Origin of the sequence: Streptomyces sp. NPDC088157 (genome assembly GCF_044741545.1) — a bacterium.
GTDB lineage: Bacteria > Actinomycetota > Actinomycetes > Streptomycetales > Streptomycetaceae > Streptomyces.
In genome coordinates this window covers 177,460-203,863 of sequence record NZ_JBIUSU010000006.1, presented here as the reverse complement: position 1 = coordinate 203,863, position 26,404 = coordinate 177,460, and the positions used below count along the sequence as shown (strand labels likewise).

The window sequence follows — 26,404 nt, the reverse complement described above, 5'->3', positions numbered from 1 at the left end:
GGCGGCGGCCGGGGAGCAGGACAGGCCCAGGGCCACTTCGGCGAAGAAAGCTCGGCGAGAGAAAGCTCGGCGCGGACAGTTCGGCGGGGACCGAAAGGACCCGCACCTAGCGTGGACTGCATGCGCGCACCAAGGGCGGCCTCGAACGCCTTCGCCGACCTTCACCACGCCGGCACTCCCCTTCTCCTGCCCAACGCCTGGGACCACGCCTCCGCGTCGGCCATGGCGGGGCAGGGCTTCCGGGCGGTCGGCACGACGAGTCTCGCCGTGGCCGCGGCGGCGGGACTGCCGGACGGAGCGTCGGCGACGCGGGAGGAAACCCTGGGGCTCGCGCTGGTTCTGGGTTCGCAACCCTTTCTCCTGTCCGTCGACGCGGAAAGCGGCTTCAGCGAAGATCCGGACGAGGTGGGCGAGTTCGCTCGCCTGCTCGAGGCGGTGGGGGCGGTGGGCATCAACCTGGAGGACGCCCTGGGACCGGCCGACCGGCATGCGGCGAAGATCGCCGCCGTCAAGGCTGCCGCCCCCAGCCTCTTCGTCAACGCCCGGACGGACACGTACTGGCTCGGCGGAGACGACGAACGGGGTGTGCCCGAGACGCTGTCCCGCCTGGACGCCTATCAACAGGCGGGCGCGGACGTTGTCTTCGTCCCCGGAATGACCGATCCGCGCGAGATCGCGGCTCTCGTCGCACGGCTGCACGTTCCCCTCAACATCCTCTACTCGCCGGCCGGCCTCACGGTGACTCGCCTCGGTGACCTGGGAGTGAGCCGTGTCAGCCTCGGCTCGTTCCTGTACAGAAGGGCCATGGGCGCGGCGCTCGCGGCACTGGACGAGATCCGTGAGGGGCGCAGGCCGGGTGGTCGTACGCCGACGTACGAGGAGACGCAGCGACTCGGCGCTCGCGTACCGCGCCACACCTGACGGCGTCAGTCGGCGGCGTCGCCGGTGCCGGTCTCCCGCGGCCAGTGGATCAGGGCCGTGTGCAGGGCCTCGATCGCCTTGTCCCACGACCGCTGCACGTCCCGGGGCGCACCGAAGCCGCCGCCCGCCTCCAGCACGCAGTACCCGTGAAAGGTGCTGCGCAGCAGGCGGACGGCGTCGGTGAGGTCGGGCTCGTCGAGGCCGTAGGCGCGGAGCATCCCGTAGGTGATCTCGGCGGTGCGGCGCAGCGCGGCGGAACCGGCGGCCAGTTCCCGGTCGATCTCCTGGTCGATACGGACCTGGGTGGCCGCGTACCGGCCCGGATGGCGGAGGGCGTACTCCCGATAGGCCCCCGCGAAGGCGACCAGCGCCTCCTTGCCGGCGAGTCCGACGACGGCCACGGCGATCCGGTCGATCATCTCGCCGCCGACCAGCAGCGCGAGCCTTGTCCGCAGTTCCCGCAGGTTCCTGACGTGCGAGTACAGACTCGCGTCCTTGACCCCGAACCGCCGTGCCAGCGCCGAGACGGTGACGTTGTCGAACCCGACCTCGTCGGCGAGCTCGGCGGCGGCTTCGACGAGGCGGTCGGTGGTGAGGCCGACTCGTGGCATGGGGGACCGCCTTGGGTGCGCTCGGACCGGGAAGCATGGGGTGTCAGGCAGGATCCTAAAGGCCCGAGGGCCTTCCCTCGTCCCCACGACGGGCGTTTCCCGGTCCCGACGACGTGGAAGCTCGCGGCCCCGACGACGGTCATCCGATCGGCGCGTACAGCACGCCCAGCTTGTCCACCTCGCCGCCCGCGCGGCCCGTGAACCCGGCGATCTGCCAGCCGGACGGGGCCGTGAAGGTGGTCGTGTCGGTCGTCGCCGTGCCCGAGGACAGCGTGCGGCTCCTGTCCGTGGTGAACGCGGCCGAGAAAACCCGTGTGAGGGAAGTGGTCCGACAGGTTGGCGCCCGCGGAGTCCAGGAACGACGCCCACTCGTTGTCGTACCGGATCGCGTCGAGGGTCAGGAGCTTGCTGCCCCGGTAGAGGACCTTGTCCACGACCTCGCAGTCGTTGGTCGGCGCGGTCGTCGGGCACAGCAGCGCGTCCGCGCCCTGGGTGGGCCGCGTGCCGCCCTTCATCCGCTGTACCCACGCGTCCGTCAGGCCGTTCTCGTCGGCGAGGGTGCGGATGTTGTCTCCGGCGCGGGTGTAGCGCGTGTTGGTGTCACCCATCACGAGCACCGCGTTGCCTGACGAGTTCGCCTGGATGAAGTCCGACAACTGCTCGATGTTGGCGCGGCGGGCGGCCAGCGCGTCGTCCGAGTCGTCCGCGTTGGTGTGCACGTTGTAGAGGTCCACGAAGACACCTGCGGCCAACCGGACCCGGGACAGCGTGAAGCCCTTCGGCGTGAGGCAGTTGGTTCCCGTGCAGTCGTTCCACCGCACCCGCTCGAAGTCCTCGAAGGCGTGGTCCGAGAGGGTGTTGAGGCCGTCGCCGATGGCGGCGCCGCCACTGGTCGCGGTGCGGTACGGGTGGTTGTCGCCCGCGTAGAGCGCCGCGTGGTAGTTGAAGTCCTCCTGGACGTTGACGATGTCGTAGGCCCCCAACCGCGGTGAGATCAGCGGGGTGTTCGTCGCCGGGTGGCCGGAGCTCAGGCCCTCGGGCAGACCGGCGACGTTGTACGTCAGGACGTTGAAGGTGCCGGACGCGGCGGCCGTGGCCGCCCGGGCGGGGGCCGCGGCGGTCGCCGTGAGGCCGGTGAGGGCCAGGACGCCGGCCGCGAGGGTGCCGATGAGTCGTCTCATGTGGGGGTGTCTCCGGTCGGTCAGGAGCGGCGAAGAAGCTGAGCAAAGCTCAGATTGGGGCCGGCCGGAGGGACGCACAAGGGTTGTTGAGGAAACAGTCGGTGTAAGGGAGAAACCGCTTACTGCCTCTTGTTCCGCTTGCGCGGTTTGCGCTGCTCGCGGGGCACACTCCGGGACCGGAGAGCCGGTCGTGGCCGCGGCCCTCATCCGTTCACCCCCGTGTAGTGCCCCAGACTCCACCGCCAGAGCAGCCGTGAGCCGAGATACGTCAGCAGGCCCAGCAGCGGGGAGGCGGCCGCCAGCCAGTAGGGCACACCGGTGCCCTGGCCGTGGCCGGTCAGGACGGCGGCCGGGAAGTACGCGACGAACGCGAGGGGGAGGCCGTACGTCAGGAGGCCGCCCACCGCCTTGGGCAGCACGTTGAGCGGGTAGCTGCCGAAGGTGCCGAGGAGTTCCTCCAGCCAGCGGCCCCAGTAGTCGGCGGCCGGGAAGCGCAGCGCGGCGGCGGCGACCGCCGTGAACAGGGCGGCCTCCAGCAGCATGCCGCCGAGCACGGCCGCGACCAGGTACGAGATCCGGCCCGCCGTCCAGTCGAGGTGACTGCGGCCGAGCGCCGCCACCATCAGACCCACCGCGACGGTCAGATCGCCGATGGCGTTGGTCGGGAACACGCGCAGCTGGACCTGCCGGTGCACGGGCATCGGCCGGACCAGGCAGACGTCGATACCGCCTTCCTGGATGTAGTAACCGATGCCGTGCATGCGTCCCAGGAAGAGGACGAACAGGCCGTGGGCGAGCATCCGGGTCGCCGGGATGAGCAGCACGTCCGAGCTGTCCCAGCCCCCCATCCCGCTGAAGCGGGTCAGCAGCACGGTCGCGAACACGATCACCGAGACCTGCCAGACGGCGCCGATCGCGACCATCATCAGGAATTCCGAGCGGTACTCCAGCTGGGCGCGGAAGTTGAGACGCGTGATGCGCCACGCGAGGCGTACGGCTTTCAAGAACGTCAGCCTCCCTGCGAGATGACCTGCCGGGCGGCCAGTCGCCACACCAGTCGGGTGAACAGGGCCAGCGCGGCCACCCAGGCGGCCTGGACCAGCAGCGCGGGCACGGCGTCCGACAGCGGGATGCGGCCGACGTAGAGGGACAGTGGAACGCTCAGCGTGGCCTGGAACGGCAGGAAGCCGCTCAGCGTGACGAACCAGTCGGGGAAGAACCACAGCGGCGCGTAGACCCCGGACAGCAGGTTCTGCGCGAAGATCAGGATGAGCATGGCCGCGTTGTTGCGCAGGGTGAAGAAACACAGCTGGTCGATGGCCAGCATGACGTAGTACAGGATCCACTGGCCGAGCAGCAGGCTCAGCGCGAACACCCCGGCCACTGCGGCCGACCCGGGCGGCCGCACCACCGAGGCGGCCAGGCACACGGCGTAGCCGGCCAAGGCCCACGCGAGTCCGTACAGTTGCTCCCCCAGGGCCCGCAGGGCGTAGTACCGCCGGGGCGACAGCGGGCGCAGGTACCAGTAGACGATGGTGCCGAAGTGCATGTGCTGGATCACGGTGTCCCGGGCCGTGAACTGATCCAACTCCCTCAGCCGGGAAGCCAGTACGGCCAGCACGGCGTAGGTGACCGCCTGGTCGCGCGTGATTCCGGCGGTGGTTCCCGTATGGGCGTACAGGCCGTGCCACAGGGACGCCACCAGTACCACCTGGACGGCCAGCCGCAGCAGGGCGGCTGTCATCCGGGGCGGGGAGTGCAACTCGCCCAGCGGGGTGACCCGGGCGGCGCGCCAGGCGTACAGGACCGACATCACGCGTCTCCGGCCTGGACGTACGCGGTCCGCATCACGTCCTCCAACTCGGCCTCGTCGAGGGCGATGTCGGTGACCTCGTACCGCTCGATGACCGCTTTCAGCGCCTGGTGCACCGTCGGCGCGCCTGATTGGTCCGGACCGAACACCACCCGGGAGCCTTCGTGTCGCAGCACCGCGATCCCCGGCAGGGCCACGACCTCGGTCTGCGGGTCGGCGAGGGTGGCCCGCACCTGCCAGGTGGAACCGAACGTGCGACGGATCTCGTCGAGGGTGCCGTCCAGGACCAGGCGCCCGTGGTTGATCAGCACCACGCGTTCGGCGAGCCGCTCGACCTCCGTCATGTCGTGCGTGGTCAACAGGACGGTCCGGCCGCGCTCTTCGACCTGGTGACGCAGGAACTCGCGGACCTGTTCCTTCACCACCACGTCCATCCCGATCGTCGGCTCGTCGAGGAAGACGACGGGCGGGTCGTGCAGCAGCGCCGCCGCGAGATCGCAGCGCACGCGCTGGCCGAGGGAGAGGTGGCGCACCCGGGTGTCCCAGAACGAGGAGAGCTCCAGCAGGGCGTCGAACTCGCGCAGCCGGGAGGCGTGTTCGGCCTTCGGCACCTCGTAGATGTCCCGCAGGATCGCGAACGACTCGCGCACCGGCAGGTCCCACCACAGCTGGGTGCGCTGTCCGAACACGGCACCGATGTTGCGGGCGTTGCGTTCCCGTTCCCGGTACGGCACCACGCCCGCGACGCGCGCCTCGCCGGAGGTGGGGGTGAGGATGCCGGTGAGCATCTTGATGGTGGTGGACTTCCCGGCGCCGTTCGGGCCGAGCAGGGCGAGGAGTTCGCCAGCGGCCACGTCGAAGGTGATGTCGCGGACGGCGTGCTTGGCGACCCGCTCGGGATCGACCAGGGAGCGCAGGCCGCCGACGAGGCCGGGTCGACGGACGGTGGTGTGGAACGTGCGGGACAGGCCGCGCACCTCGATGCTGCCGATCACTCGTGGAACCTCCAGAGAAGCGCGGCCGGCCGGCTGGGGAGCCGGCCGGCCGCGGGAGACGTCATCACCGTGTCGGAATGTCGTTCACATGGTCAAGCGATCAATCGATCGCGGTGAAGACGAACGAGAACTCCGTGGGAGCGGCGTCGAGGAAGTACCGCGGCAACGGGCCCGGGCCGCAGGACTGGGATCCGATGCCGTGCTGGCCGTGGTCGAGGTTGACCCAGACCGTGTCGCCGGGTGTGAGGTCGGGCAGGTGCCGCGCCGCGTCCAGCTGCTCGGTCGTCCAGCGCCGCGCGGTGAACCAGAACTCCGCGTCGCCTTCGATCCGCAGCCCGCCGAGTTCCGCCCAGCGGACGCCGGCCCGGGCGCCGTTCTCCTGCGGGCGCACGTACGGCGTCTGCAGCTCCTCGATGCTCCCGTCCCACTGGCCGAGCATGGATGCGGCCCTGGTGTCCGGGTACGCCTCGCCGGGACCGCCGCCGAACCACTGCGCGTGCCCCGCGGAGGACGCCAGCCCGAAGCGGATGCCGATCCTGGGCAGCGGCACCTTCCAGTCGCCCTCGGGTCCCACCGAGACCGTCAGCTTCAGCCGTGTCCCGTCGGACGTCCAGCGGTACACGGTGCGCAGGCCCACCTCCCGGGCGGCCGACGCGACCCGGGTCCGTACGGTCAGCGCGTCGTCGCCCGACTCGACGCCGTCCAGGCGGTGCCGCATGCGATGCAGACCGTAGGTGCGCCAGAGCACGCCGTAGCGCGTGTCGTCCTGCCAGGACGCGCCGTCGTCGTTGTCGGTCGGCGCCCGCCACACATCCAGACGCAGCCCGGTCACGTCGACGCCGCCGATCGTCCTGAGTTCGCCGGTACGGGCGTCGAAGGCGCCCGGACCGAGCGTGATCAGCCGCTCGCCGGGGACGGGGCCCTCCGAGGCGGCGACGGTCACGGGTGCGCGCGGGGCGACGGTCTCCTGGCCCCACGCCACCGCATGACCCACGGACGCCCATGGGGTGTCCTCGGCGAGCAGCGCGCGGACGGTCCACTGCACCTCGGCGCCCTGGCCGTCGGGGGCCGCCGGCAGCTTGACCTCGGCCGACTCCCCGGGTGCGAGGGGCCCGACCGTGAGTTTCCTCGCGCCGGTGGGCAAACCGTCCACCTGGTGGGAGAACTCGAACTCCAGATGGGACAGGTCCGAGAAGTCGTACGCGTTGGTGACCCGTACGCTCCCGCCCGTGCCGTCGCCCTCGATGCGGACCGGCTCGATCACCTTCTTGTACTCGACCAGGCCCGGCGACGGCGTCCGGTCCGGGAAGACCAGACCGTCGCAGACGAAGTTGCCGTCGTGCAGCTCCTCGCCGAAGTCGCCGCCGTAGGCGTAACCCAGCTCCGGGTGCCTGATGCCGTGGTCGATCCACTCCCAGACGAAGGCGCCCTGGAGGCGGTCGTGCGCCTCGAAGATCCGCTGGTAGTCGGCCAGTCCACCCGGCCCGTTGCCCATGGCGTGGGCGTACTCACAGAGGATGAAGGGCAGTTGGCGACGCTTGCGGGTACCGCCGTCCAGCCCCTGTCCGATCCGCTCCACCTCGTCGTGGAAGGCGTACATGCGCGAATAGACGTCCGTGTCGCGGCAGTCGATGTCGCCTTCGTAGTGCACCAGGCGTGAGGCGTCGCGGTCGTGGATCCACTCGGCCATGGCGGTCAGACCGCGCCCGGTGCCCGCCTCGTTGCCGAGGGACCAGATGACGACCGACGGGTGGTTCTTGTCCCGTTCGACCATGCGGGCGGCGCGGTCGAGGAGAGCGGGGGTCCAGCGGTCGTCGTCGACGGGGTTGTCCCGCCAGTTCTGCTCGACGAAGCCGTGGGTCTCCAGGTCGCACTCGTCGATCACCCACAGCCCGTACTCGTCGCACAGGTCGAGGAAGGCCGGGTGGGGCGGGTAGTGAGAGGTGCGGACCGCGTTGACGTTGTGCCGCTTCATCAGCAGCACGTCCGCGCGCATCGTCTCCAGGTCGAGGGCCCGGCCCGTCTCCGGGTGCCACTCGTGCCGGTTGACGCCCTTGAAGAGGAGGGGGCGGCCGTTGACCTTGATCAGGCCGTCCGCGAGCTCCACGGTACGGAAACCGATGCGCAGAGGCACCCGTTCGCCCTCCGTCACCAGTTCGCCGTCGTACAGCGCGGGCGTCTCAGCCGTCCACGGCCGCACCGGCACCGTGACGGCCCGCCCGGTCTCGACATCGATGTCCAGGGAGGGCACGAGCACCCGTCCGTCGACGTCGGAGTCGACGCGCAGGGTGCCCTGCCCCGTGCCGTGGTCGTAGGAGGCGCGCACGAAGAAGTCGAGCACGCTGCCGGCCGGGCGGTGCAGCAGTGTGACGTCACGGAAGATGCCCGGCAGCCACCACTGGTCCTGGTCCTCCAGGTACGAGCCCGCCGACCACTGGTGGACGCGGACCGCGAGGACGTTGCCCGTCGGTCTGAGCAGATGCCCGACCGCGAACTCGTGCGGCACCCGCGAACCCTTGAACTCGCCCACGTCCGTGCCGTTCAGCCAGACGCGGGCGCAGGACTCGACGCCGTCGAACCGGAGAACGAAACCGCCTTCGGAAAGGTCCGGCCACCCGTCGGGCAGGTCGAAGACCCTCAGGTGGTCGCCGGTCGGGTTCTCGGTCGGCACCCTGGGCGGGTCGACGGGGAAGGGATACAGGTGGTTGGTGTAGATCGGCGAGCCGAAGGCCCCGTCGCCCTGGAGCACCCAGTGCCCCGGGACCGTGACCTCGGCCCAGTCCCCGGCGTCGTAACCGTCGTCGGCGAAGGAGTCGTCCTCGGCATCGGCCGTCCCGGACAGCCGGAAACGCCAGCTCCCGTTCAGCGAAAGGGAGCCGGCGTCCGAGGACGCGTACCAGGCACGGGGCGGAAGGGCCCCGCTGCCCGGCGAGACGTCCTCGACGTAGCCGATGTCAGTGGTGGTGCGGAAAGTCATCTGTCTCCAGGTCTCGAGAGGAGGGTGTCAGCCCTTGATGCCGGTCTGCGCGATGCCCTGCACCAGCCAGCGCTGGAGGAAGAGGAACACGAAGACCAGGGGCAGGATGGACATGGCCGTGGCCATGAAGATCAGATGGAAGATCACGGTCTGGTTGGTCATGTAGTTGGAGAGCGCGACCTGGACGGTCCACGAACCGGGGTCCTGACCGATGACCAGCGGCCACAGGAAGGAGTTCCAGCCGTTGATGAAGGTGATGGTCGCCATCGCCGCGAAGAAGTTGAGCGAGTTGGGCACCACGATGCGCCAGTAGGCGCCCCAGTAGCCCAGCCCGTCCACGCGTGCCGCCTCCTCCAGCTCCTTGGGGAACCCCAGGAAGTACTGCCGGAACAGGAAGCAGGTGAAACCACTGAACAGGCCCGGGATGATCAGACCCCGGTAGGTGTCCACCCAGCCGAGCGACGACACGAGGACGAAGCTCGGGACGAAGGTGACCGCCGTCGGGACCATCAGCGTGCCCAGGACGGCGTAGAAGACCTTGTTGGCGTGCTTGTACGGGATGCGGGCGAGCCCGTAGCCCGCGAGGGAGCACACCAGCAGGACACCGGCGGTGTGCAGGGTGGCCACGACCGCCGAGTTCCACAGGGACTGGGCGAAGGGCACCGTCTCGTCGGTGAACAGTTCGCTGATGTTGCCCCACTGGATGTCCGTGGGGAAGAACTTCCAGTTCTCTCCGGTGATCTCGGCGTCGGTGGAGAGGGCGTTGCGGATCAGCAGGTAGAACGGGATCAGGAAGAAGAAGCCGGCGATCCCGGTGGCGATGTAGAGGCCGGTGGAGCTCATCACGCCGCCGCCACGACCCTCGCGGCGGGGCCTGTCCGGCGGCGGCGCGGATTCCCGTGCCTCGGGCAACGTGGTGGTCACTTGGACTCCTCACCCCTTCCGAAGCCCAGGAACTTGCCCTGGAGCAGGGTCACGGCGCAGATCAGCACCGTCAGGATCACCGCGCCCGCGCTGCCGGCACCGTAGTCCTGGCTCTCGCCCAGGGCCTTGTAGTACAGCTCGACGAGGGGCGGACGACCCCATGTGGTCTTCGACAGGAGGTTGTAGAACTCGTCGAAGGCCTGGTAGGCGGCGATGAGCAGCAGGAGGATCACCGCGGTGGAGGTGGCGCGCAGCTGGGGCAGGGTGATGTACCGGAAGGTCTGCCAGCCCGGCTTGGCGCCGTCGATGGCGGCGGCCTCGTACAGCTCGCCCGGGATGTTCTGCAGCGCGGCCAGGAAAAGGATCATGTAGAAGCCGGACTGCAGCCACAGCCGTGCCGAGACGATGACGAGCCAGTACCAGGGCGGGTTGGGGTCGACCAGCCAGGCGATGTTCTCGATCCCGAACCAGCCGAGGACCGTGTTCATCATGCCGAAGCGGACCCCGCTGAAGATGGACATCTTCCAGATCAGCGAGGCGGCCACATAACTGCACGCGGTCGGCAGGAAGAAGACCGAACGGAAGAACGCCCGCATGAAGCGCAGCCGGTTCACCAGCAGGGCGAGGCCCAGGGAGAGCGCCCAGGTGGTGGGCACGATGAACGCCGCGAAGGCGGTGAAGGTGCCGAGCGAGCCGACGAAGTCGTCGTTCGTCAGCATGTACGTGTAGTTCTCGAAGCCGACGAACTTGTCGGGCGTGACGGTGAAGCGGGCCTCGAAGAAGCTGAGCCAGATGCTCCAGAGGATCGGCGCGTAGACGAAGATCGCCAGACCGATGAGGAACGGCCCGGTGAAGAGCCAGAAGTTGAAGGTGGGGCTGCCCCGCAGGCCCCGCCGCCGCTTGGCCGGTGAGGCCTTCGCCGGGGTGGGGCGCGCGAGGTCACGCGTGTGGGTCGTCGACATGTCGTGATCCGTCCCGCGGCCTATCCGAACAGCTTCTTGAGCTCGCGGTTGACGGCCGTGTCGGCCTTGTCGAGCGCGGCCTCCGGGTCCATGTCCTTGCGGACGCTGTTGGCGAAGACGTCCTCGAGGGAGGTGCGCATGGCCTGGGTCCAGCCGATGTTGTCGAAGTGCCCGAACTCGTTGAAGAGCCGGACGCCCTCAGCGGCGTTGCCCGACTTCAGCTTGGTGGCCGTCTGCGCGATCGAGGTGCGCGGCGGGATGTGGAAGCCGAAGGAGGTGGCCCACTCCTCCTGGTACTTCTTCTGGTCGATCCACAGCCACTTGACGTACTCCTTGGCCGCTTCGACGTTCTTGCCCTTGGCGTTGACGAACATCGACCAACCGCCGTTGTAGACCGACTGCTTGCCGGAGTCGATGGTCTTCGGGAAGGGGAAGACACCCCAGTCGTCGCCGAGCGCCTGCTGGATCGCCGGCATCGCCCACATGCCACAGAACTGGATGGCACACAGGCCCTGGTTGAGCGAGGAGGGGTCCCAGGAGGCGGTCGGTGCGCCGAGGAGAAGGTCGCCGCTGGTGAACAGCTTGCGCATCTTCTTGATGCCTTCGATGACGCCGGGGGTGTGGTAAGCGATCTCGTTCTTCTCGTTGAGGTGGTCCGCGCCGGCCGACCAGATCATCGTGTCGATGACGCTGTGCAGGTCGTCGCCCATGTACAGGCCCTTGACCTTGCCGGTGGTGAGCTTGGCGGCGGCCTCCGCCAGTTCGTCGAGCGTGGTCGGCACGTCGACCTTCGCCTTCTCCAGCAACGACTTGCGGTAGAAGAAGAACTGCGGGTCGTCGATCATGCGGACGCCGTATATCTTGCCGTCCACCGTGTGCGACTTGATGTCGGCCGGGTTGAAGTCGTCCTTGACCGGCGTGATGATGTCGGTCAGATCCGCCACCTGACCACTCTTGATCAGCTGGATCTGCGGGTGGAACTCGAAGAGGTCGGGCGCGCTCTTGGTGAGCAGCGTCGCGAAGAGCTTGCTCTCGAAGTCGGCGCTGGTGATCCACTGCGTGGTCACGTTCGCCTTGTCGTAGGCCTTCGCGTACTTCTTGATGGCCTGCTCGGTGCCCTGCTCGCCGTACGCGTGGAAGAACTGCGTCAGGTTGACGCCCGAACCGGAGCCACCGCTGCGGCCGTTGTTGCCGCCGCAGGCGGCGAGCGAGCCGGCCGCGGCCATGCCCGCGGCGGCCCGGAAGAGGGATCGGCGGGACCAGTTGCTGTTGCTCATTGCCGACATGTGACGTCCTTGTCTCGAGTACGGCTGCGGCTGGGCGGCTTCAGCGCCAGATGGCTTGAATGGCGTTGCGGAGCCGGACGTTAACCTTCGGCTAAGGCTTCGGCAAGGGGTTGGACGAAGTCTGTTCGAAGCGTTGTGATCGGTTCGGGATGGCGAACGCAAGGGGCGGTGGGCAGGGGTGTGACCCGGCTGCCGCCGGGGTAACGCGGGTCGGCGTCAGGTGGGTTGAGGGCCGCCGGTGTCAGGGCCGGCGGCCCTCGGTCATAGGGGTGATCCCCGTGCGGCTACGGCCGGGACCGAACCTCGTCGGCCTCGGCGGTGCGGCTGTGGAGGATCACCTGCGAGCCGTCGACGAGCGTCCGATCGCCGACGGAGGGGGCCTGTCCGCCGGTCCGGCCGACAAGGTGTCCGTTGGCGTTCGCCGATCGTCGCGGGGGGACGTCACCGGTGAGCGGGCCCGCCGCGCCGGCCCCCGGCCTCCGGCGGGCGGACGTCCTCTCCCGTCCCGGGGCGCCGGCCGCACGTCGTGCACCAGGGCCGCAGGCCGGCGCCCACGCGGGCGTGACGGAGGCGTCGCCCGCGCCCGCGCCCGCGCCGGCGCCCGCGCCCGCGTCCGCGCCCGCGTCCGCGGCCGGCGGCGCGGCGGAGCGTTCTGCGTCCGGGGCCGCGGGACGGCGGGCGAACCGCCGGGCTTCTTCCGGTCGAGGACGTAAGTCGCCGTCGGCTCGCGTCATGGGCTGCTTCCCTTCCGTCGTCGTGGGGGTGGGGGCGTCGCGGTGCGCACGGTTCAGGCGGGCGGTGCGGTACGGCTCCTGGTGGCGGCGAAGACGGCCCGCTTGGTGTGTCTCTGCCCGACCGACTGCAACGCTCCTTCGAGCGCGAACGTCGCCGCGCCCAGACAGGCCGGGTCGGTGGGGATCGGGGAAAGGACGATCCGGTTGGCGGCCAGCGGCCGTTTCAGCGCGTGCCGGGCCACGGCCTCGCGCACCTCGTCGAGGAGGGGTTCGCCGAGCCGGGCCGCGACCCAGCTGCTCAGCACGACCACCTCGGGGTTGAGCACGTTGACCAGGTTGGCGATGCCGGCGCCGAGGTAACGGGCGGTGTCGCGGACCACCTTGACGGCGACCGGGTCGCCCGCGACGACCGCGGCGGCCAGGGCGTCGATGGTGGCGGTCTGGTCGTCGGGGTGCAACAGCGGGCTCCGCGGGCTGAGTTCCCGCAGGTTCTGCATGATGCCGGGCGCGCCGACGTACGTCTCCACGCAGCCGTGGTTGCCGCAGCGGCAGAGTCTGCCGTCGAGCACCAGGGTGGTGTGCCCCCACTCGCCCGCGCTGTTGCTGACACCCCGGTGCAGTTCACCGCCGAGGACCAGGCCGGCCCCGACTCCCGTACCCAGGTTGACCACCACGGCGTCCCCGTGTCCGCGCGCCGCCCCGAACCACAGCTCGGCGACCGCGCCGGCGCGCAGCGGGTTGTCCAAGTACAGGGGATACGCGATGTGTTCGGAGAGCAGGTCGAGCAACGGGACGTCGTGCCAGTCCCAGTTGGGCGCGTACTCGGAGATGCCGGTGGCGCGGTCCACCTGGCCCGGCACGCTCACCCCGACGCCCAGCACCCGGGCGGCCTCGACCCCGGCCTGCGCGACGACCGAACCGGCGGCCGCGGCGACATGGCCGACCACCTGCTCGGGGCGGCTCTCGCCGGGCCGCATGTTCTCCTCGGCGCGGGCCAGCACGTTCAGGGCGAGGTCGAAGAGCTCGACATGGACGTAGGTCTCCGCGATGTCGACGCCGATCAACGCGCCCCCCGACGCGTTGACGGCCACGAGGCCCCGGGGGCGGCCACCCGCCGAGTCCTCGAACCCGACCTCGGTGATCATGCGGAGGTCGAGCAGTTCGCCGACGAGGGTGGCGACGGTGGCGAGCGAGAGACCGGTCGCGGCCGCGAGCTCCTGCCGGGAGGTGGGCGAGGCGGCGATGATCTGGCGCAGCACCTCGTAGCGGTTCGCGGTGCGGATGTCACGTGATGTGCCGCGCTTCATGGAACGTGCCCCCTCATCCCTTCCGTCCCTCTCCGTGCCGGACGGGCCCGCACCGCGACGGCACCGGCGCCGCGCCAGGCTATGGGGTGCCGAACCGTTCTACAAGGGGTTAGGAAAGGGGCTTTATAAAGTCGCCCCGAGGCAGCGCGCGGTCAGCCCGCCAGAACGTCCCGCACGAAGGCGTTGGTGAACTTCGCGGCCGGATCCAGCACCCGCGCCAGGGCCGTGAAGTCGTCGATCCGCGGGTACCGCGCGCGCACCACGCCGGCCGGTACCTCGAACACCTTGCCCCAGTGCGGCCGCGGTTCGAAGGGCTCCAGCGCGGCTTCCACCGCCCGCACCACCGGCAGCACGGCCACCGTGTCCTCGACCCAGGTGAAGTGCAGCGCCACGGTGTCCCGGCCGTAGGAGGGGCTCAGCCACTGCTCATCGGCGGCCACCGTACGCACTTCGCAGATCTGGAGCACGGGGGCGACCGTCTGCCGGATACCGTCGATCGCGTGCAGCGCCTCGGTGGCGTGCCGACGCGGCAGCAGATACTCGCTCTGCAGCTCGTTCCCGCTGCTCGGCGTGAACTCCGCCCGGAAGTGCGGCAGCCGCTCGTGCCACGGCCCCGGCACCCCGAACTGCTCGGTGCAGTTGACCGCCGGCATGCCGGGCACCGGATGCAGCGCCTCCACGGCCGGCGCGGCCCACGGGAAGTCGGCGAGGGGCTCGTCCGCGCGCCGCTTCAGCCACACCTGCCGGAAGCCGGGGGCGGCCCAGTCGGTGAACAGGCTGACGCTGTAAGCGGCCGCTGCGACGGTCTCGAAGTCCAGCCCGTCCAGCGGCAGTTCGGTGAACAGATGCTGCTCCACCTCGAAGCCGGGCTCCAGGTCGAGGACGAGCGCGGTGACCACGCCGAGAGCGCCCAGCGAGGTGACGGCCCCGCCGAACCGGCGGTCGCCGCGTCCGATGACGACGGTCGAGCCGTCGGCGGTGACGATCTCCACCTCCCGTACGGCCGAGGCGAGCGAGCCGTTGCCGACCCCCGACCCGTGCGTACCGGTCGCGACCGAGCCGGCGACCGAGATGTGCGGCAAGGAGGCCATGTTCGGCAGCGCGAGCCCGTGCTCGTGCACGAGGCGCGCCAGCTCGGCGTACCGGACCCCGCCCCCGACCCGCACGGTCCGGGCCGCCGTGTCGACGTCGACCTCACCGGTCAGAGCCTCCAGCGACAGCAGTACCCCGTCGCCGCCGGGCTCGGCGATCTCGTTGAACGAGTGCCCGCTGCCCAGCACCCGCACCCGCCCGCTCCCGGCCACGAGTGAGCGCAGCGCGTCGAGGGAGCGCGGACGGTGCAGTTCCGTGGCGGCGAAGGTGATGTTGCCGGCCCAGTTGGTCACGGTTTCGGTCATGCGACTGCTCGCTCCTCCCGAGGAGATCGAGAACCCGGAGTTCCCAGGTGGAACCTACCTTGCCCGCGACACGGGGCCCCCGCCCCCACCCGCGCGCCGCCGGGGGCATACCGTGAGGAGTCGTACGTGTGACCGGGAGGAGAGAGGGATGGGCAGCCGTACCGCGCTGGTCGAGGATCTGATGGAGCGGTTTCCGCATGTACCGCGGGAGGCCGTCTTCAAGGAGGACCTGCTGCGTGGAGGTGTGGCCTTCGACCCCTCCGCCCTGAGCGACAACGAGTCGGGCGAGGTCAAACCGAAGTCCTACTTCATCTTCTCCTTCGACCACGGCACCCTGCCCGAGCTGGGCGAGGCCGCGCTGCGTCGCCCGCCGGAGGAGATCATCCTCACGGGAGGCCCGTACGACCTGCGGCGCACGGTCGTCTCGGTCCGCGTGAACCCGTCCTCCCCGTACCGCGTCGCGGCGGACGGCGAGGGCCTGCTCGGGCTGTACCTCGACGGCAGGCGCATCGCCGACGTCGGCGTGCCGCCGATGCCGGAGTACTACCGGCACAAGCTCTCCAACGGGAAGTCCGTCATGGAGGTCGCCCCGACCATCCAGTGGGGTTACCTGATCTACCTGACGGTTTTCCGGGTGTGCCAGTACTTCGGCGCCAAGGAGGAGTGCCAGTACTGCGACATCAACCACAACTGGCGCCAGCACAAGGCGGCCGGCCGGCCGTACACGGGCGTGAAGGACGTCGAGGAGGTCCTCGAAGCCCTGGAGATCATCGACCGGTACGACACCCAGAAGGCGTCCACCGCCTACACCCTCACCGGCGGCGCCATCACCAAGACCGTCGCGGGTCGCGACGAGGCCGATTTCTACGGTCACTACGCCAAGGCCATCGAGGAGCGCTTCCCGGGCCGTTGGATCGGCAAGGTCGTCGCCCAGGCACTGCCCCGCGACGACGTCCAGCGCTTCAAGGACTACGGGGTGCAGATCTACCACCCCAACTACGAGGTGTGGGACCGCCGTCTGTTCGAGTTGTACTGCCCGGGCAAGGAGCGCTACGTCGGCCGCGACGAGTGGCACAAGCGGATCCTCGACTCGGCGGAGATCTTCGGCGCGCGCAACGTGATCCCCAACTTCGTCGCGGGGGTGGAGATGGCCGAGCCCTTCGGCTTCACCACCGTCGACGAGGCCATCGCCTCCACCACCGAGGGCCTGCGTTTCTTCATGTCGCAGGGCATCACGCCCCGCTTCACCACCTGGTGCCCCGAGCCCACCACCCCGCTCGGCAAGGCCAACCCCCAGGGCGCGCCGCTCGAGTACCACATCCGGCTGCTGGAGGCGTACCGCGCCACCATGGACGAGTTCGGGCTCGCCTCGCCTCCCGGTTACGGCCTGCCCGGACCCGGCCGCGCGGTGTTCTCCGTGAGCTCCTTCATGGACAGCCTTCCGGCGCAGGACTCGGCGACCGTATAGTCCCGGCACCGGTGTCGGTTCCCGAAACCGGTGTCGAAACCTGGTGCCGGTGTTGAACACGGGGCGGTCCGCGCCCGTACTGGAGGCCGGAGTACCGGGCGCGGTCGGCTGCTCGTCGTCCTGTTCCGCCGTCTGTCCTGCTGTCCTGACATGACATCTGAACAGGGCGCTTGTCAGTTGTGTTGGAAACGTGAAAAGCTCTGCCCCTGCCGCGAGGTTCCCCCCAACTCCATTGCCGTCATGGTGAGTTGACCTCGCTTGTGGATGCAGGAGACTCATGCCCGACCTGCCGACCCCGAAGGACGCCGCCGAGGCCGCACTGTTCTCCGAGTGCTGGGACGCCGTCCTGTCGTACGCCGACCTGTGCACGTCCGGCTCGACCGCGGCGAACCAGCTGGCCCGTGAGGCGTTCGCGCTCGGCATACGCGAGGCCCGCGCAGCCGAGGACGGCGCCGCGCGCGGTGCCGGCCGCCGCTCGTCCCGGCTGCCCCGGATCCCGCTGCTGCTGACCGCCGTACGCACCACGGCGGCCACCTGGGAGGCCCGGGGACAGGGCCACAAACTCGACCCCGATCTGCGCCTGTGGCTGAACTCAGGCAAGGCCGCACGGTACGTCGGACCGCCCCTGAGCCGTCCCATCGCCCTGCGCGGACTGCGTGACATGCAGGAACCGGACGCCGCCCTGCTGTGGCTGGCCGAGGTGGAGGCGCTGCCGCTGCACGCCGTGATCCGCCGTCAGGGCCTGGACCCGACCGCGGCGGTGGAGGAGCTGAACCAGGTCCGCGGTCTGTTCCGGGACCGCTGCCACCGCAACCATCTCGACACCCCGATGGACGCGGAGTGCCGCAGCTACGTCCGGCTCCTGGACGCCGTCACCCGCTCGCCCGCCGCCGACACGCCCCCCGACCTCTCCCGGCATCTCGCCACCTGCGTGGAGTGCGCCGAGGCCGCCGCCTGCCTGCGGCTGCACGGAGGCGGACTGCCCGCGGCCCTCGCCCAGGGGGTCATCGGCTGGGGCGGCCTCGCCTACCTGGAGCGCCGCCGCCGGGCTTCCGAGGTGCGCCTCGGCGCCGGACGCCCCGACGCGCCGGACGCCGAGGGCACGGCCGCATACGCCGCCGCGGGCAGGGCGCGCGCCCTGCGCAGCGGAATGCTCGTCGCCGCCGTCCTGGTCTCCGGGCTGGCCCTCGCGGTGTCGATGATGCCCGGCGACAGCAGCGGCGAGAGCGGTGGCGAGCGCGTCGCGAAGGGCAACCCCGGGGACAGCAGCCCGGTGGCGGGCCCCGGCTCCGTCCTGCCGTCCGCCGATCCCGCCACCTCCGCCGCGCCTTCCTCGTCCGGTCCGGCGCCGTCCGGGAGCGGTACGCCGAAGACGCCGGACGCCGACGACGCCGGTAAGCCCGACCCCGAGCCCCAGGGCACCTCCTCGGCCACCGCCGGCGCCGGGGGGAGCGAGGACCCGGCGGCCTGCGAGGTCAAGTACGACCTCGTCAACCAGTGGCCCGACGGCTTCCAGGCCACCGTCACCGTGACCACCGCCACGACGCTCGACGCGTGGCGCCTGGCCTGGTCCTTCCGCGACGGCCAGAAGGTCGACCAGATGTGGGACGCGAGCGTCGCCCAGAACGGCTCACGCGTCACCGCGACCGCCGCCGACTACAACAGGTCCGTCGCGGCGAACGGCACCCTCACCTTCGGCTTCCTCGCCTCGTGGCAGAACAAGAACTCCGCGCCGTACGCGTTCACCCTCAACGGGCAGACGTGCACGATTTCTTGACGCGCGACGGCTGAACCGGTCGTGGACGAAGCCGGCGCGAGGGTCCGCCCGGCGCCGGGCGCGGACGGCCGGTGACGGAGAGTCCGGGGGAGCAGGCCGCCTGCGCGGCCGGCTCCCCCGAGGCGTGGACCTCCGGCGTGGGTCGCCTGCCGGTGTGGTGCGCGGTCCCGCCCGGCGCGCTGGGCGGCGTCGGTGAGCGGGCCGAAATCGGGTGGCGTCCGCCGTCGTGGATTCCTATGCTGAGGGAGCTTCGCGCGGTGGCCGACGGTCGCCGCGGTCAGCTGTGCAGAGAACGGGAGGTGTGACCGATGACTGTCGCCGAAAAGGGTGCTGTTCGCAGCGACCAGACGTTCGTCCACTCCACCTCCGCGGTCTCCGGCTGACCACTTCACCTGCTTCGCGCGCCCGTGAGCGCGCTGCCGGGATCGCCCTGTGAAGGGTCTCCCTTGACTTTCTCCGCTTCTCCGACGGCTTCGTCGTCGGCTTCTTCTTCGTCGACCTCGTCGCACCCGCTCGCCGCCTACGGCTGGGACGGGGGCTGGGACACCGAGTTCGCCCCCCATGCCGCGCAGGGTCTTCTGCCCGGCCGTGTCGTCCGGGTCGACCGTGGCCTGTGCGATGTCGTCACCCCGGCCGGAGTCGTCCGCGCCGACACCGAGTTCGTCGTTCCCCGTGACCCGATGAAGGTCGTGTGCACGGGGGACTGGGCCGCCGTCGATCCCGAGGGCCGCGACCCGCGCTACGTCCGCACGCTGCTGCCGCGGCGTACCGCGTTCGTGCGCTCCACCTCCTCCAAGCGGTCCGAGGGACAGGTCCTCGCGGCCAACGTCGACCACGCGGTCGTCGCGATGTCCCTGGCCGTGGAACTCGACCTCGGCCGCATCGAGCGGTTCCTCGCGCTGGCCTGGGAGTCCGGCGCACAACCCGTCGTCGTGCTCACCAAGGCCGACCTCGTGCCCGACCCGGTGGCGCTGTCGTACCTCGTCGAGGACGTCGGGACCAGCGCGCCGGGCGTGCCGGTGCTCACCGTCTGCGCGCGGGACGGCGAGGGCGTCGAGGAGCTCGCCGATCTCGTCGGCCGGGGCACCTCCGTGCTGCTCGGGGCGTCCGGCGCGGGCAAGTCGACGCTCGCGAACGCGCTCGTGGGCGCGGACGTGATGGACGTCCGGGCCACCCGCGACATGGACGGCAAGGGGCGGCACACCACCACCACCCGCAACCTGCTGCCGCTGCCCGGCGGGGGCGTCCTCATCGACACGCCCGGGCTGCGCGGCGTCGGCCTCTGGGACGCGGGCGCCGGGGTCGGACAGGTCTTCTCGGAGATCGAGGAGTTCGCCCTGAACTGCCGGTTCCACGACTGCGCGCACGAGTCCGAGCCGGGATGCGCGGTGCGGGCGGCCGTCGACGACGGGGAGTTGCCCGTGCGTCGGCTGGAGAGCTATCGCAAGCTCGTCCGGGAGAACCAGTGGATCGTCGCCAAGTCCGACGCCCGGATGCGCGCCGACGTCCGTCAGGACTGGAAGCGCAGGCAGGCCGCCGGCCGGGCGGCGGGGGAGGCGAAGCGGGGACGGGGGCCATGGCGTCCCGCACCTCCCCGGTAGCGGTGGCGGTAGCGGTGGCGGTGGCGGTGGCTGTGGCCGTGGCTGTCGCCGGTCCGGCAGCCGGTTCGGGAGCCGGTCCCGCAGCCGGTTCTCCTTTCAGCGTCACGTCCGATTTCCGCTAGCGGGGTCGCCCTCGCGGGCGAAGACTGGGACCCATGACGGACCAGGACACCCGCTACGAGGCGGTCCGCAGCAGGGACGCCAGGTTCGACGGCGAGTTCTTCTTCGCCGTCGAGACCACCGGCATCTACTGCCGGCCCAGCTGCCCCGCCGTGACGCCGAAGCGCCACAACGTGCGCTTCTTCGCGACGGCCGCCGCCGCGCAGGGCTCGGGATTCAGGGCCTGCCGGCGGTGCCGCCCGGACGCCGTGCCGGGATCGGCGGACTGGAACGCGCGTGCCGACGTCGTCGGCCGGGCGATGCGGCTGATCGGCGACGGCGTCGTCGACCGGGAGGGCGTCGCCGGACTCGCCGTGCGGCTCGGCTACAGCGCCCGCCAGGTGCAGCGGCAGCTCACCGCCGAACTGGGCGCGGGACCGGTCGCCCTCGCCCGGGCGCAGCGCGCGCACACCGCGCGGGTGCTGCTGCAGACGACGGGCCTGCCGGTCACGGAGATCGCCTTCGCGGCCGGGTTCGCCAGCGTGCGCCAGTTCAACGACACCGTCCGGACCGTGTACGCGGCCACCCCGACCGCACTGCGGGCCGCGGTACGCACCGCCGACCGCACCGCGACCCCGTCCGCCGGGATTCCGCTGCGGCTCGCCCACCGGGGCCCGTACCACGCGGGCGCCGTGTTCGATCTGCTGCGCCGGGAGGCGGTGGCCGGGGTGGAGGAGGTGAGCGGACCGCCCGGCGGGCGTACCTACCGCCGTACGCTGCGGCTGCCGTACGGCACCGGGATCGTGGCGGTCGACGAGCGGGCAGGGGGCCCGGGCCGGGCCTCGGCCGTGCATCCCGGCGGCTGGCTCGACGCGCGGCTGCATCTGACCGACCCGCGCGACCTCACCACCGCCGTCCAGCGGCTGCGTCGGCTGTTCGACCTCGACTCCGACCCGTACGCCGTCGACGAGCGGCTCGGCGCCGATCCGCGGCTCGCCCCGCTGGTCGCCGCCCGGCCCGGGCTGCGCGCGCCGGGGGCCGCCGATCCCGAGGAGTACGCGGTGCGGGCGGTCGTGGGGCGGGCGGCGGCCGAACTGCTCGTCCGTGCCTACGGCAAGGCCCTCGACGCGCCCTGCGGAACTCTCACCCACCTCTTCCCCGAACCGGCCGTCCTGGCGCAGGCGGCGTCCGGGTCAGGGCCAGGGCCCGGGCGCAGGTCCGGGGCTGAGCCCGGGGCCGGGACCGAGTCCGTGTTCGACGGGCCGCTGGGCGCCCTCGCCACCGCCCTCGCCGACGGCACCGTAAGGCTGGACCCGGGCGTCGACCGGGACGACGCCCGGGAAGCGCTGCTCGCGCTGCCCGGGCTGGACGCCCGTACGATCGCGGAGATCCGGGCCCGGGCCCTCGGCGACCCCGACGTCGTGCCACCCGGCGTGCACGCCCCCGACACCTGGCGCCCCTGGCGCACCTATGCCCTGCACCACCTGCGCGCCGCGGAGGAACGATGACCGACCTGACGTACTGGACCAGCGTGGAGAGCCCGCTCGGTCCGCTGCTGCTCACCGCCGACCCCGACTCCATCCTGACCTCCCTGTCCGTGCCCGGACAGAAGGGCGGGCGGACCGTCCAGGACGGCTGGCGGCACGACCGCGGGCCCTTCCGCGCCGCCGAGGAACAGCTCGCCGCCTACTTCGCCGCCGAGCTGAAGGAGTTCCGGCTGCCCCTGCGCGCCGAAGGCACCGCGTTCCGCGAGCGCGTGTGGGCCGCCCTCGACTCCGTGCCCTACGGGGCGACCACGACCTACGGCGAGATCGCCGCCCGGGTCGGCGCCTCACGGATGGCCGTACGCGCCGTCGGAGGGGCGATCGGGGCGAATCCGCTGCTGATCCTGCGGCCCTGCCACCGGGTGATCGGCGCCGACGGCACGCTGACGGGATACGCGGGCGGTCTGGAGCGCAAGATCCGGCTGCTCACCCTGGAGGGCTCGCTCTGAGGCGCTCCCTCCGGCCGCCGGGAAGCGTCACCCCCACAGAACCGCTCCCAGCCACGCCCCCATGATCAACAGGCAGGTGAACAGCTCCGTGCAGACGCTGGAGCCGCCCGAGCGCATCGCCGTGCGAAGGGCCGCCCGGGCTTCGCCGTGACGGCCGAGGCGGAGCCGCTCGGAGAGGTAGATCCCTCCCATGAAGCCGGGGATCGCGCCGAGTACGGGGAGCAGGAAGAACCCGAGGAGCGCGCCGAGCCCCGCGTACACCGCCATCCGGGGAGTCGCGCCGCTCTCGCGCAGCCGCCGGGGCGGCAGTGCCCAGCGCACCACCTGCGAGAGGAACAGCGTCACCGTGGCGCCGACCAGCACGCCCCAGGCGACCGCCTGCGGATCCTCCAGCGCCCACCACAGGACCGCGGCCCACACCAGCCACGATCCCGGCACGCCGGGCACCAGCACTCCGCACAGGCCGAGCAGAATGACCAGTCCGACCAGCAGGAGTTGCGACACTCCCATCTGCCCAGGGTGCCCGAGACAAGGAGAAGACGCAGGTCAAGGCGTACGGCTTCGGGACGCGGCAGCGCCGACACGACGCAGCGCGGACCAGTACGGTCAGCGCTCCCGGGCCACCCAGCCGCGTTCGTACGCGTGCCAGCCCAGTTGCAACCGGGTCGTCACTCCCGCCAGTTCCATCAACCTCTTCACCCGTCGCTGTACGGTCCGCAGCCCGAGGTCGAGCTGCTTGGCCGCGCTCGCGTCGGTCATCCCGGCCAGCAGCAGGGAAAGGATCTCCAGGTCGGCGGCGTCGGGACCGTCCGGGGCCTGCTCGGCGACACCGGCCGTGCCGAGGCGCAGCGGCAGCGCGTCCCGCCACACCGACTCGAACAGGCCCGACAGCAGCTCCAGCAGCCCGCTGGCATGCACCACCAGCGCGGCCGGCTCCCCCGAGCGGCCGGTCAGCGGCACCAGGGCGAGCGAGCGGTCGGCGACCACCAGCTTCGTCGGCACCTGGTCCACCACCCGGACCTGCTCGTTCCGGCCCAGCGCGGCGGCCAGCTCCGTCATGCCGTCCGGCTGGTCGAGCACCGCCCGCTCCAGTACGACGCGGTAGCGCACCCCGCGCTCGGCCGCCCGCTCCTCCGCGTCGTTCTCGCCGCCGGTCACCGCCACCGGCGTGCCGGTCACGAGCGCGCACACCTCCTCGCTCGCCCCGAGCTGGATCTGGAGGAAGCGCTGGGCGACGGCGGCGGCGCCCGTCACCACCTCGACCAGATCGTGCACCGCCGGTTCGGCGCCGGCCGCCCGGTACTCCTCCGCGAGCAGGGCCGCCGCCAGCTCGGCCTTCTCCAACTCGTGACGCTGCTGGGTGAGCAGCGCGCTCAGCGCGACGCCCGGAGGCGCGGCGACCCAGCGGCCGGGGCGACCCGAGGACTGCGCGGCGAGACCGTGCCGTTCCAGCCGACGCAGCGCGCGTTCGGTGTCGTGCTCGCCGAGGGCCAGCCGGCGCGCCAGATCGGGCACGTCGGCGGCGCCCACCGACACCAGCGCCCGGTACGCCGACTCGTGTGTCTCGTCGAGCCCTATAGCTCCCAGCATCGGGTGCCTTCCTCCTTCTGACGTCCGGTGAGTGGCGGGAAACAGCCACGGCGTAAACCCGCCGCCGCACATCATCGCCGTACCGCCGGTCACTCTGCCAAGGTGTGGCCACGGCGGGAACACGTGATCATCCACTGGCCATCCACAGCGGACGTCCGACAACGCCCACGGACTCGGACCGGCCGGCCACGACGCCGCGGCGCGAGACCTTTCGAGAACGTGACCGGGGCTCATGACGCGCAGGGGCGCCCAGGGGATCTGGGCCCGGGTCACCTCATGTCGCCGGGCGGTTCTCCCGTGGGGGGTGGAACCGCCCGGCGACCGCTGTCACACCTCGCCTCGCACTGCCGTTCAGGACTTCACTCGGGCCTCTGTTCGACACTCTTGGCGTGGCGCAATTTCCGGATGCCCCGTTTTCAACCGGGCCGGGCGGTGGACAATTGGGGGCATGAGCCAGCAGGGGGGAACGCCCACCGGTCACGAGGACGACTGGTGGGGGCAGCTGTACGACGACTCCACCGAGGACACGGGGCCCGCGCGCACCGCCGACTCCCTGGACGACCGTTTCGCCTCGGCCGCCGGAGCGGTGCGCTCCGCGGATGCGGCGGAGAGCGTCGGCACGGGAGCCGCGGCGGCCTCGCGGCACCCGGAGGGCGGCGCGGACGCGGCGGACGCTCCCGGAGCCGCGGGCCCGGTGCCGGCACCTCGCGCCGAACCCGCCGAACCCGGCGGGCGCCCCGACTGGTGGACCTCGCCGACCGCGACGGCGGCAGGGACGACGACCTCCGCGGAGGCCACCGTTCCGCCGCCCAGAAGCCGATCCACCGCCGAGTCCGCTCCTGGGCGGGACATCGGGCGGCTCGGCGGACCCGACTTCGAACAGGCCGGTTCCAGTGCCGGTGCCGGTCCGCGTGACGGTCCCGGACGCGACGTCGACGGGCGTGACGGGCGCGGTGACGCCGGACATGACGGCGAGCGTGGCGTCGGACTCGGCGCCGAGCGTGACAGCGAGCGGGGCCCTCGGCGCGACACCGTGCGGGGTACCGGACGGGACGGCGTCGGCGGCAGTCCCGTACGTGATGCCGCCGGGGCGGGGGCCGACGTCGGTGCGGGTGGCGTCGAAGCGGGCCCGGGTGTCCGTCCGCCGGGTCGACACCGTGCTCCCTGGGAGCCGCCGTCGGTGACGCCCGCCGGTGCCACGAACTTCCCGCCCGGCCCACTGCCGCAGGGCTTCGCCCAGCGGCAGTCCCGCGGCTCCGCCTCCGGCACCGACGGCCTCACGTCGACGGGGACACCCCCCGGCGCCTCCGACGAGCCCCCGACGCCCTCCGTTCCACCCGCACAGCCGCCGCTGCCGACGACCTCCCCGGCCGGGGCGGCGACTTCACCCACCGGGCCGGCGACCTCACCGCCCGGGCCGGTGTCCGCGACCGGGTCGGACGCCGCGCCGCCCGTACCCTCCGTGCCGCCGGCCCCGCCCGCGATGCCACCCGTTCCGGCCCACGCGCCGTCACCTCCGATGGCCCCCACGACCTCGGTGGCCGGCACCACGGCACCCCTCGGTCCGACGAACCCCGCACCGGCCCCCGCCCGCGGGCCGGCCTCAGACCCCACGCCGGTGGCGGACCGCGCGCCAGGCTCGCAGCACGCCCCAGGCGCCCCCGTTTCCCCGAGCACCCCCGTCCCGGTCCCCCCGAGCACTTCAGCCCCGCTCCCCGTCTCCCCGCCGGACCATCCCCCCACCCTCCCCGGCATTTCCGCCCTTCCCGTGCTGCCCGACCTTCCGCCCCTTCCCGTCTCCAAGGACTACGTCGGTTCCGGTCCGCCGACCTACGACGCGGAGCCCACCGCCCTTCCCCCCGCGGACCCGGACGACCTGGACGACCTGGTCGCCGACACCGTCCTGGACGGAGCCCGGTACGGGGCCTTCGCGCTGCGGGCCGCGTCCGTGCGCGGGGACTCCGCGCGGTACCGGGGGGAGCCGCGCCGTGACTCGCTTCTCACCGCCCGCTTCGGCGCGGGCGACCACGCGCTGATCCTGGTCGCGATGGCGACCGGGGCCCGGGCGACCCCGGGAGCGCATCGGGCGGCCGCCGAGGTGTGTCAGTGGATCGGGCGGGCCGTGGGCCGCAGCCATGTCCGGCTCGCGGAGGACATAAGGGCGGCCCGGCGCGGAGACCTGAAGTCGGGCCTGCACCGCCTCACCGACCGCAGCCTCGGCCGGCTTCGCGCCGGCGCCGCCGAACAGGGCCTGGAACCGGACGAGTACGCGGCGACGCTGCGCTGTCTGCTGCTCCCCGCCGACCCCGCCTGCCGTACGCGCGTCTTCTTCGGCGTCGGCGCCGGCGGACTGTTCCGGCTGCGCGGCGGTGTGTGGCGGGACATCGAACCGCAGGTGGGCGAGGTGGCCGGCGAGCCGGTCGTCGGGTTCGGCTCGTTGCCGGCCGAGACGCCCGAGGGCGACCGGCTCACCATGGACCTGGGCATCACCACACCGCCGAACCCCTACGACCCGGACCCCGGACCGCCCCGCGAACCGTTCCGCTTCCGCGCCTCCGTAGCCCGCCCGGGTGACACGCTCCTGATGTGCACCAGCGGCCTGGCCGAACCCCTGCGCGGCGAGCCCGGCCTGTCCGCGCACCTGGCGGAACGCTGGTCGGACCCCACCCCGCCCGGTCTCGCCGCCTTCCTCGCCGACACCCAGGTGAGGGTGAAGGGCTACGCCGACGACCGCACGGCCGCGGCCGTCTGGGAGGCGTGACCGGGTC

20 protein-coding genes and 1 pseudogene are annotated in these 26,404 nt (G+C 71.6%); 7 read left to right on the top strand and 14 right to left on the bottom strand.

Annotated elements, in window-relative coordinates:
* Positions 1-120: 120 nt before the first annotated feature.
* Positions 121-921 (top strand): isocitrate lyase/phosphoenolpyruvate mutase family protein, encoded by an 801-nt coding sequence (locus ACIPFH_RS24900; RefSeq protein ID WP_401829517.1) that lies wholly within the window; start codon positions 121-123, stop codon positions 919-921.
* Between the two features lie 5 nt (positions 922-926).
* Here ACIPFH_RS24900 and ACIPFH_RS24895 read toward each other — a convergent pair whose 3' ends face one another.
* From ACIPFH_RS24895 to ACIPFH_RS24840, 12 genes and pseudogenes are all read right to left on the bottom strand, one after another.
* The gene (locus tag ACIPFH_RS24895; protein WP_401829515.1) at positions 927-1,532 is read right to left on the bottom strand and encodes a TetR/AcrR family transcriptional regulator; all 606 of its coding nucleotides are present in this window, start codon (positions 1,530-1,532) and stop codon (positions 927-929) included.
* 139 nt (positions 1,533-1,671) lie between these two features.
* A pseudogene (locus tag ACIPFH_RS24890) lies at positions 1,672-2,713 on the bottom strand (jacalin-like lectin).
* A 203-nt stretch (positions 2,714-2,916) separates the two neighbouring features.
* Positions 2,917-3,717, bottom strand: a complete 801-nt coding sequence (locus ACIPFH_RS24885) for an ABC transporter permease (protein ID WP_401829514.1) — start codon at positions 3,715-3,717, stop codon at positions 2,917-2,919.
* Positions 3,718-3,722: 5 nt separating this feature from the next.
* Positions 3,723-4,526 (bottom strand): ABC transporter permease, encoded by an 804-nt coding sequence (locus ACIPFH_RS24880; RefSeq protein ID WP_401829512.1) that lies wholly within the window; start codon positions 4,524-4,526, stop codon positions 3,723-3,725.
* Entirely contained in the window at positions 4,526-5,521 is a 996-nt protein-coding gene (locus tag ACIPFH_RS24875; RefSeq protein ID WP_401829509.1) for an ATP-binding cassette domain-containing protein, read from the bottom strand. The genes ACIPFH_RS24880 and ACIPFH_RS24875 overlap by 1 nt, the downstream gene beginning before the upstream one ends.
* Before the next feature lie 100 nt (positions 5,522-5,621).
* Complete coding sequence (locus tag ACIPFH_RS24870; RefSeq protein WP_401829508.1) at positions 5,622-8,498, bottom strand: glycoside hydrolase family 2 TIM barrel-domain containing protein; 2,877 nt, start codon at positions 8,496-8,498, stop codon at positions 5,622-5,624.
* 27 nt (positions 8,499-8,525) lie between these two features.
* Positions 8,526-9,422: a carbohydrate ABC transporter permease gene (locus ACIPFH_RS24865; RefSeq protein WP_401829506.1), complete on the bottom strand. Its 897-nt coding sequence runs from the start codon at positions 9,420-9,422 to the stop codon at positions 8,526-8,528.
* Positions 9,419-10,384 (bottom strand): carbohydrate ABC transporter permease, encoded by a 966-nt coding sequence (locus ACIPFH_RS24860; RefSeq protein WP_401829504.1) that lies wholly within the window; start codon positions 10,382-10,384, stop codon positions 9,419-9,421. Before ACIPFH_RS24860 ends, ACIPFH_RS24865 begins: the two co-directional genes overlap by 4 nt.
* A gap of 20 nt (positions 10,385-10,404) precedes the next feature.
* On the bottom strand, positions 10,405-11,661 hold the full coding sequence (locus ACIPFH_RS24855; protein WP_356248948.1) for a sugar ABC transporter substrate-binding protein: 1,257 nt from the start codon (positions 11,659-11,661) through the stop codon (positions 10,405-10,407).
* A 293-nt stretch (positions 11,662-11,954) separates the two neighbouring features.
* Entirely contained in the window at positions 11,955-12,404 is a 450-nt protein-coding gene (locus ACIPFH_RS24850) for a hypothetical protein (RefSeq protein WP_401829502.1), read from the bottom strand.
* 53 nt (positions 12,405-12,457) lie between these two features.
* The gene (locus ACIPFH_RS24845; RefSeq protein WP_401829499.1) at positions 12,458-13,711 is read right to left on the bottom strand and encodes an ROK family transcriptional regulator; all 1,254 of its coding nucleotides are present in this window, start codon (positions 13,709-13,711) and stop codon (positions 12,458-12,460) included.
* A 152-nt stretch (positions 13,712-13,863) separates the two neighbouring features.
* Entirely contained in the window at positions 13,864-15,108 is a 1,245-nt protein-coding gene (locus ACIPFH_RS24840) for an FAD-binding protein (protein WP_401829497.1), read from the bottom strand.
* 148 nt (positions 15,109-15,256) lie between these two features.
* On the opposite strand from ACIPFH_RS24840, the gene ACIPFH_RS24835 reads away from it, so the two are divergent.
* The 5 genes from ACIPFH_RS24835 to ACIPFH_RS24815 all read left to right on the top strand — a co-directional run bounded on the left by ACIPFH_RS24835 (position 15,257) and on the right by ACIPFH_RS24815 (position 22,046).
* Positions 15,257-16,576: a radical SAM protein gene (locus tag ACIPFH_RS24835; protein WP_401829495.1), complete on the top strand. Its 1,320-nt coding sequence runs from the start codon at positions 15,257-15,259 to the stop codon at positions 16,574-16,576.
* 277 nt (positions 16,577-16,853) lie between these two features.
* On the top strand, positions 16,854-18,353 hold the full coding sequence (locus tag ACIPFH_RS24830) for a cellulose binding domain-containing protein (protein WP_401829493.1): 1,500 nt from the start codon (positions 16,854-16,856) through the stop codon (positions 18,351-18,353).
* A 446-nt stretch (positions 18,354-18,799) separates the two neighbouring features.
* Complete coding sequence (gene rsgA, locus ACIPFH_RS24825; RefSeq protein ID WP_401829491.1) at positions 18,800-19,954, top strand: ribosome small subunit-dependent GTPase A; 1,155 nt, start codon at positions 18,800-18,802, stop codon at positions 19,952-19,954.
* Between the two features lie 155 nt (positions 19,955-20,109).
* Complete coding sequence (locus ACIPFH_RS24820; protein ID WP_401829489.1) at positions 20,110-21,561, top strand: DNA-3-methyladenine glycosylase 2 family protein; 1,452 nt, start codon at positions 20,110-20,112, stop codon at positions 21,559-21,561.
* Positions 21,558-22,046: a methylated-DNA--[protein]-cysteine S-methyltransferase gene (locus ACIPFH_RS24815; protein ID WP_401829487.1), complete on the top strand. Its 489-nt coding sequence runs from the start codon at positions 21,558-21,560 to the stop codon at positions 22,044-22,046. The genes ACIPFH_RS24820 and ACIPFH_RS24815 overlap by 4 nt, the downstream gene beginning before the upstream one ends.
* Before the next feature lie 27 nt (positions 22,047-22,073).
* Here the strand turns inward: ACIPFH_RS24815 and ACIPFH_RS24810 are convergent, their stop codons facing one another.
* Together ACIPFH_RS24810 and ACIPFH_RS24805 are read right to left on the bottom strand one after the other, a co-directional pair.
* Complete coding sequence (locus ACIPFH_RS24810; RefSeq protein WP_359121083.1) at positions 22,074-22,556, bottom strand: DUF456 domain-containing protein; 483 nt, start codon at positions 22,554-22,556, stop codon at positions 22,074-22,076.
* A gap of 96 nt (positions 22,557-22,652) precedes the next feature.
* Entirely contained in the window at positions 22,653-23,636 is a 984-nt protein-coding gene (locus tag ACIPFH_RS24805) for a helix-turn-helix domain-containing protein (RefSeq protein ID WP_401829484.1), read from the bottom strand.
* 448 nt (positions 23,637-24,084) lie between these two features.
* Here ACIPFH_RS24805 and ACIPFH_RS24800 point away from each other — a divergent pair, with 448 nt between their 5' ends.
* A complete protein-coding gene (locus ACIPFH_RS24800; protein WP_401829483.1) occupies positions 24,085-26,397 on the top strand; it encodes a protein phosphatase 2C domain-containing protein in 2,313 nt (770 codons plus the stop codon).
* Positions 26,398-26,404: the final 7 nt, after the last annotated feature.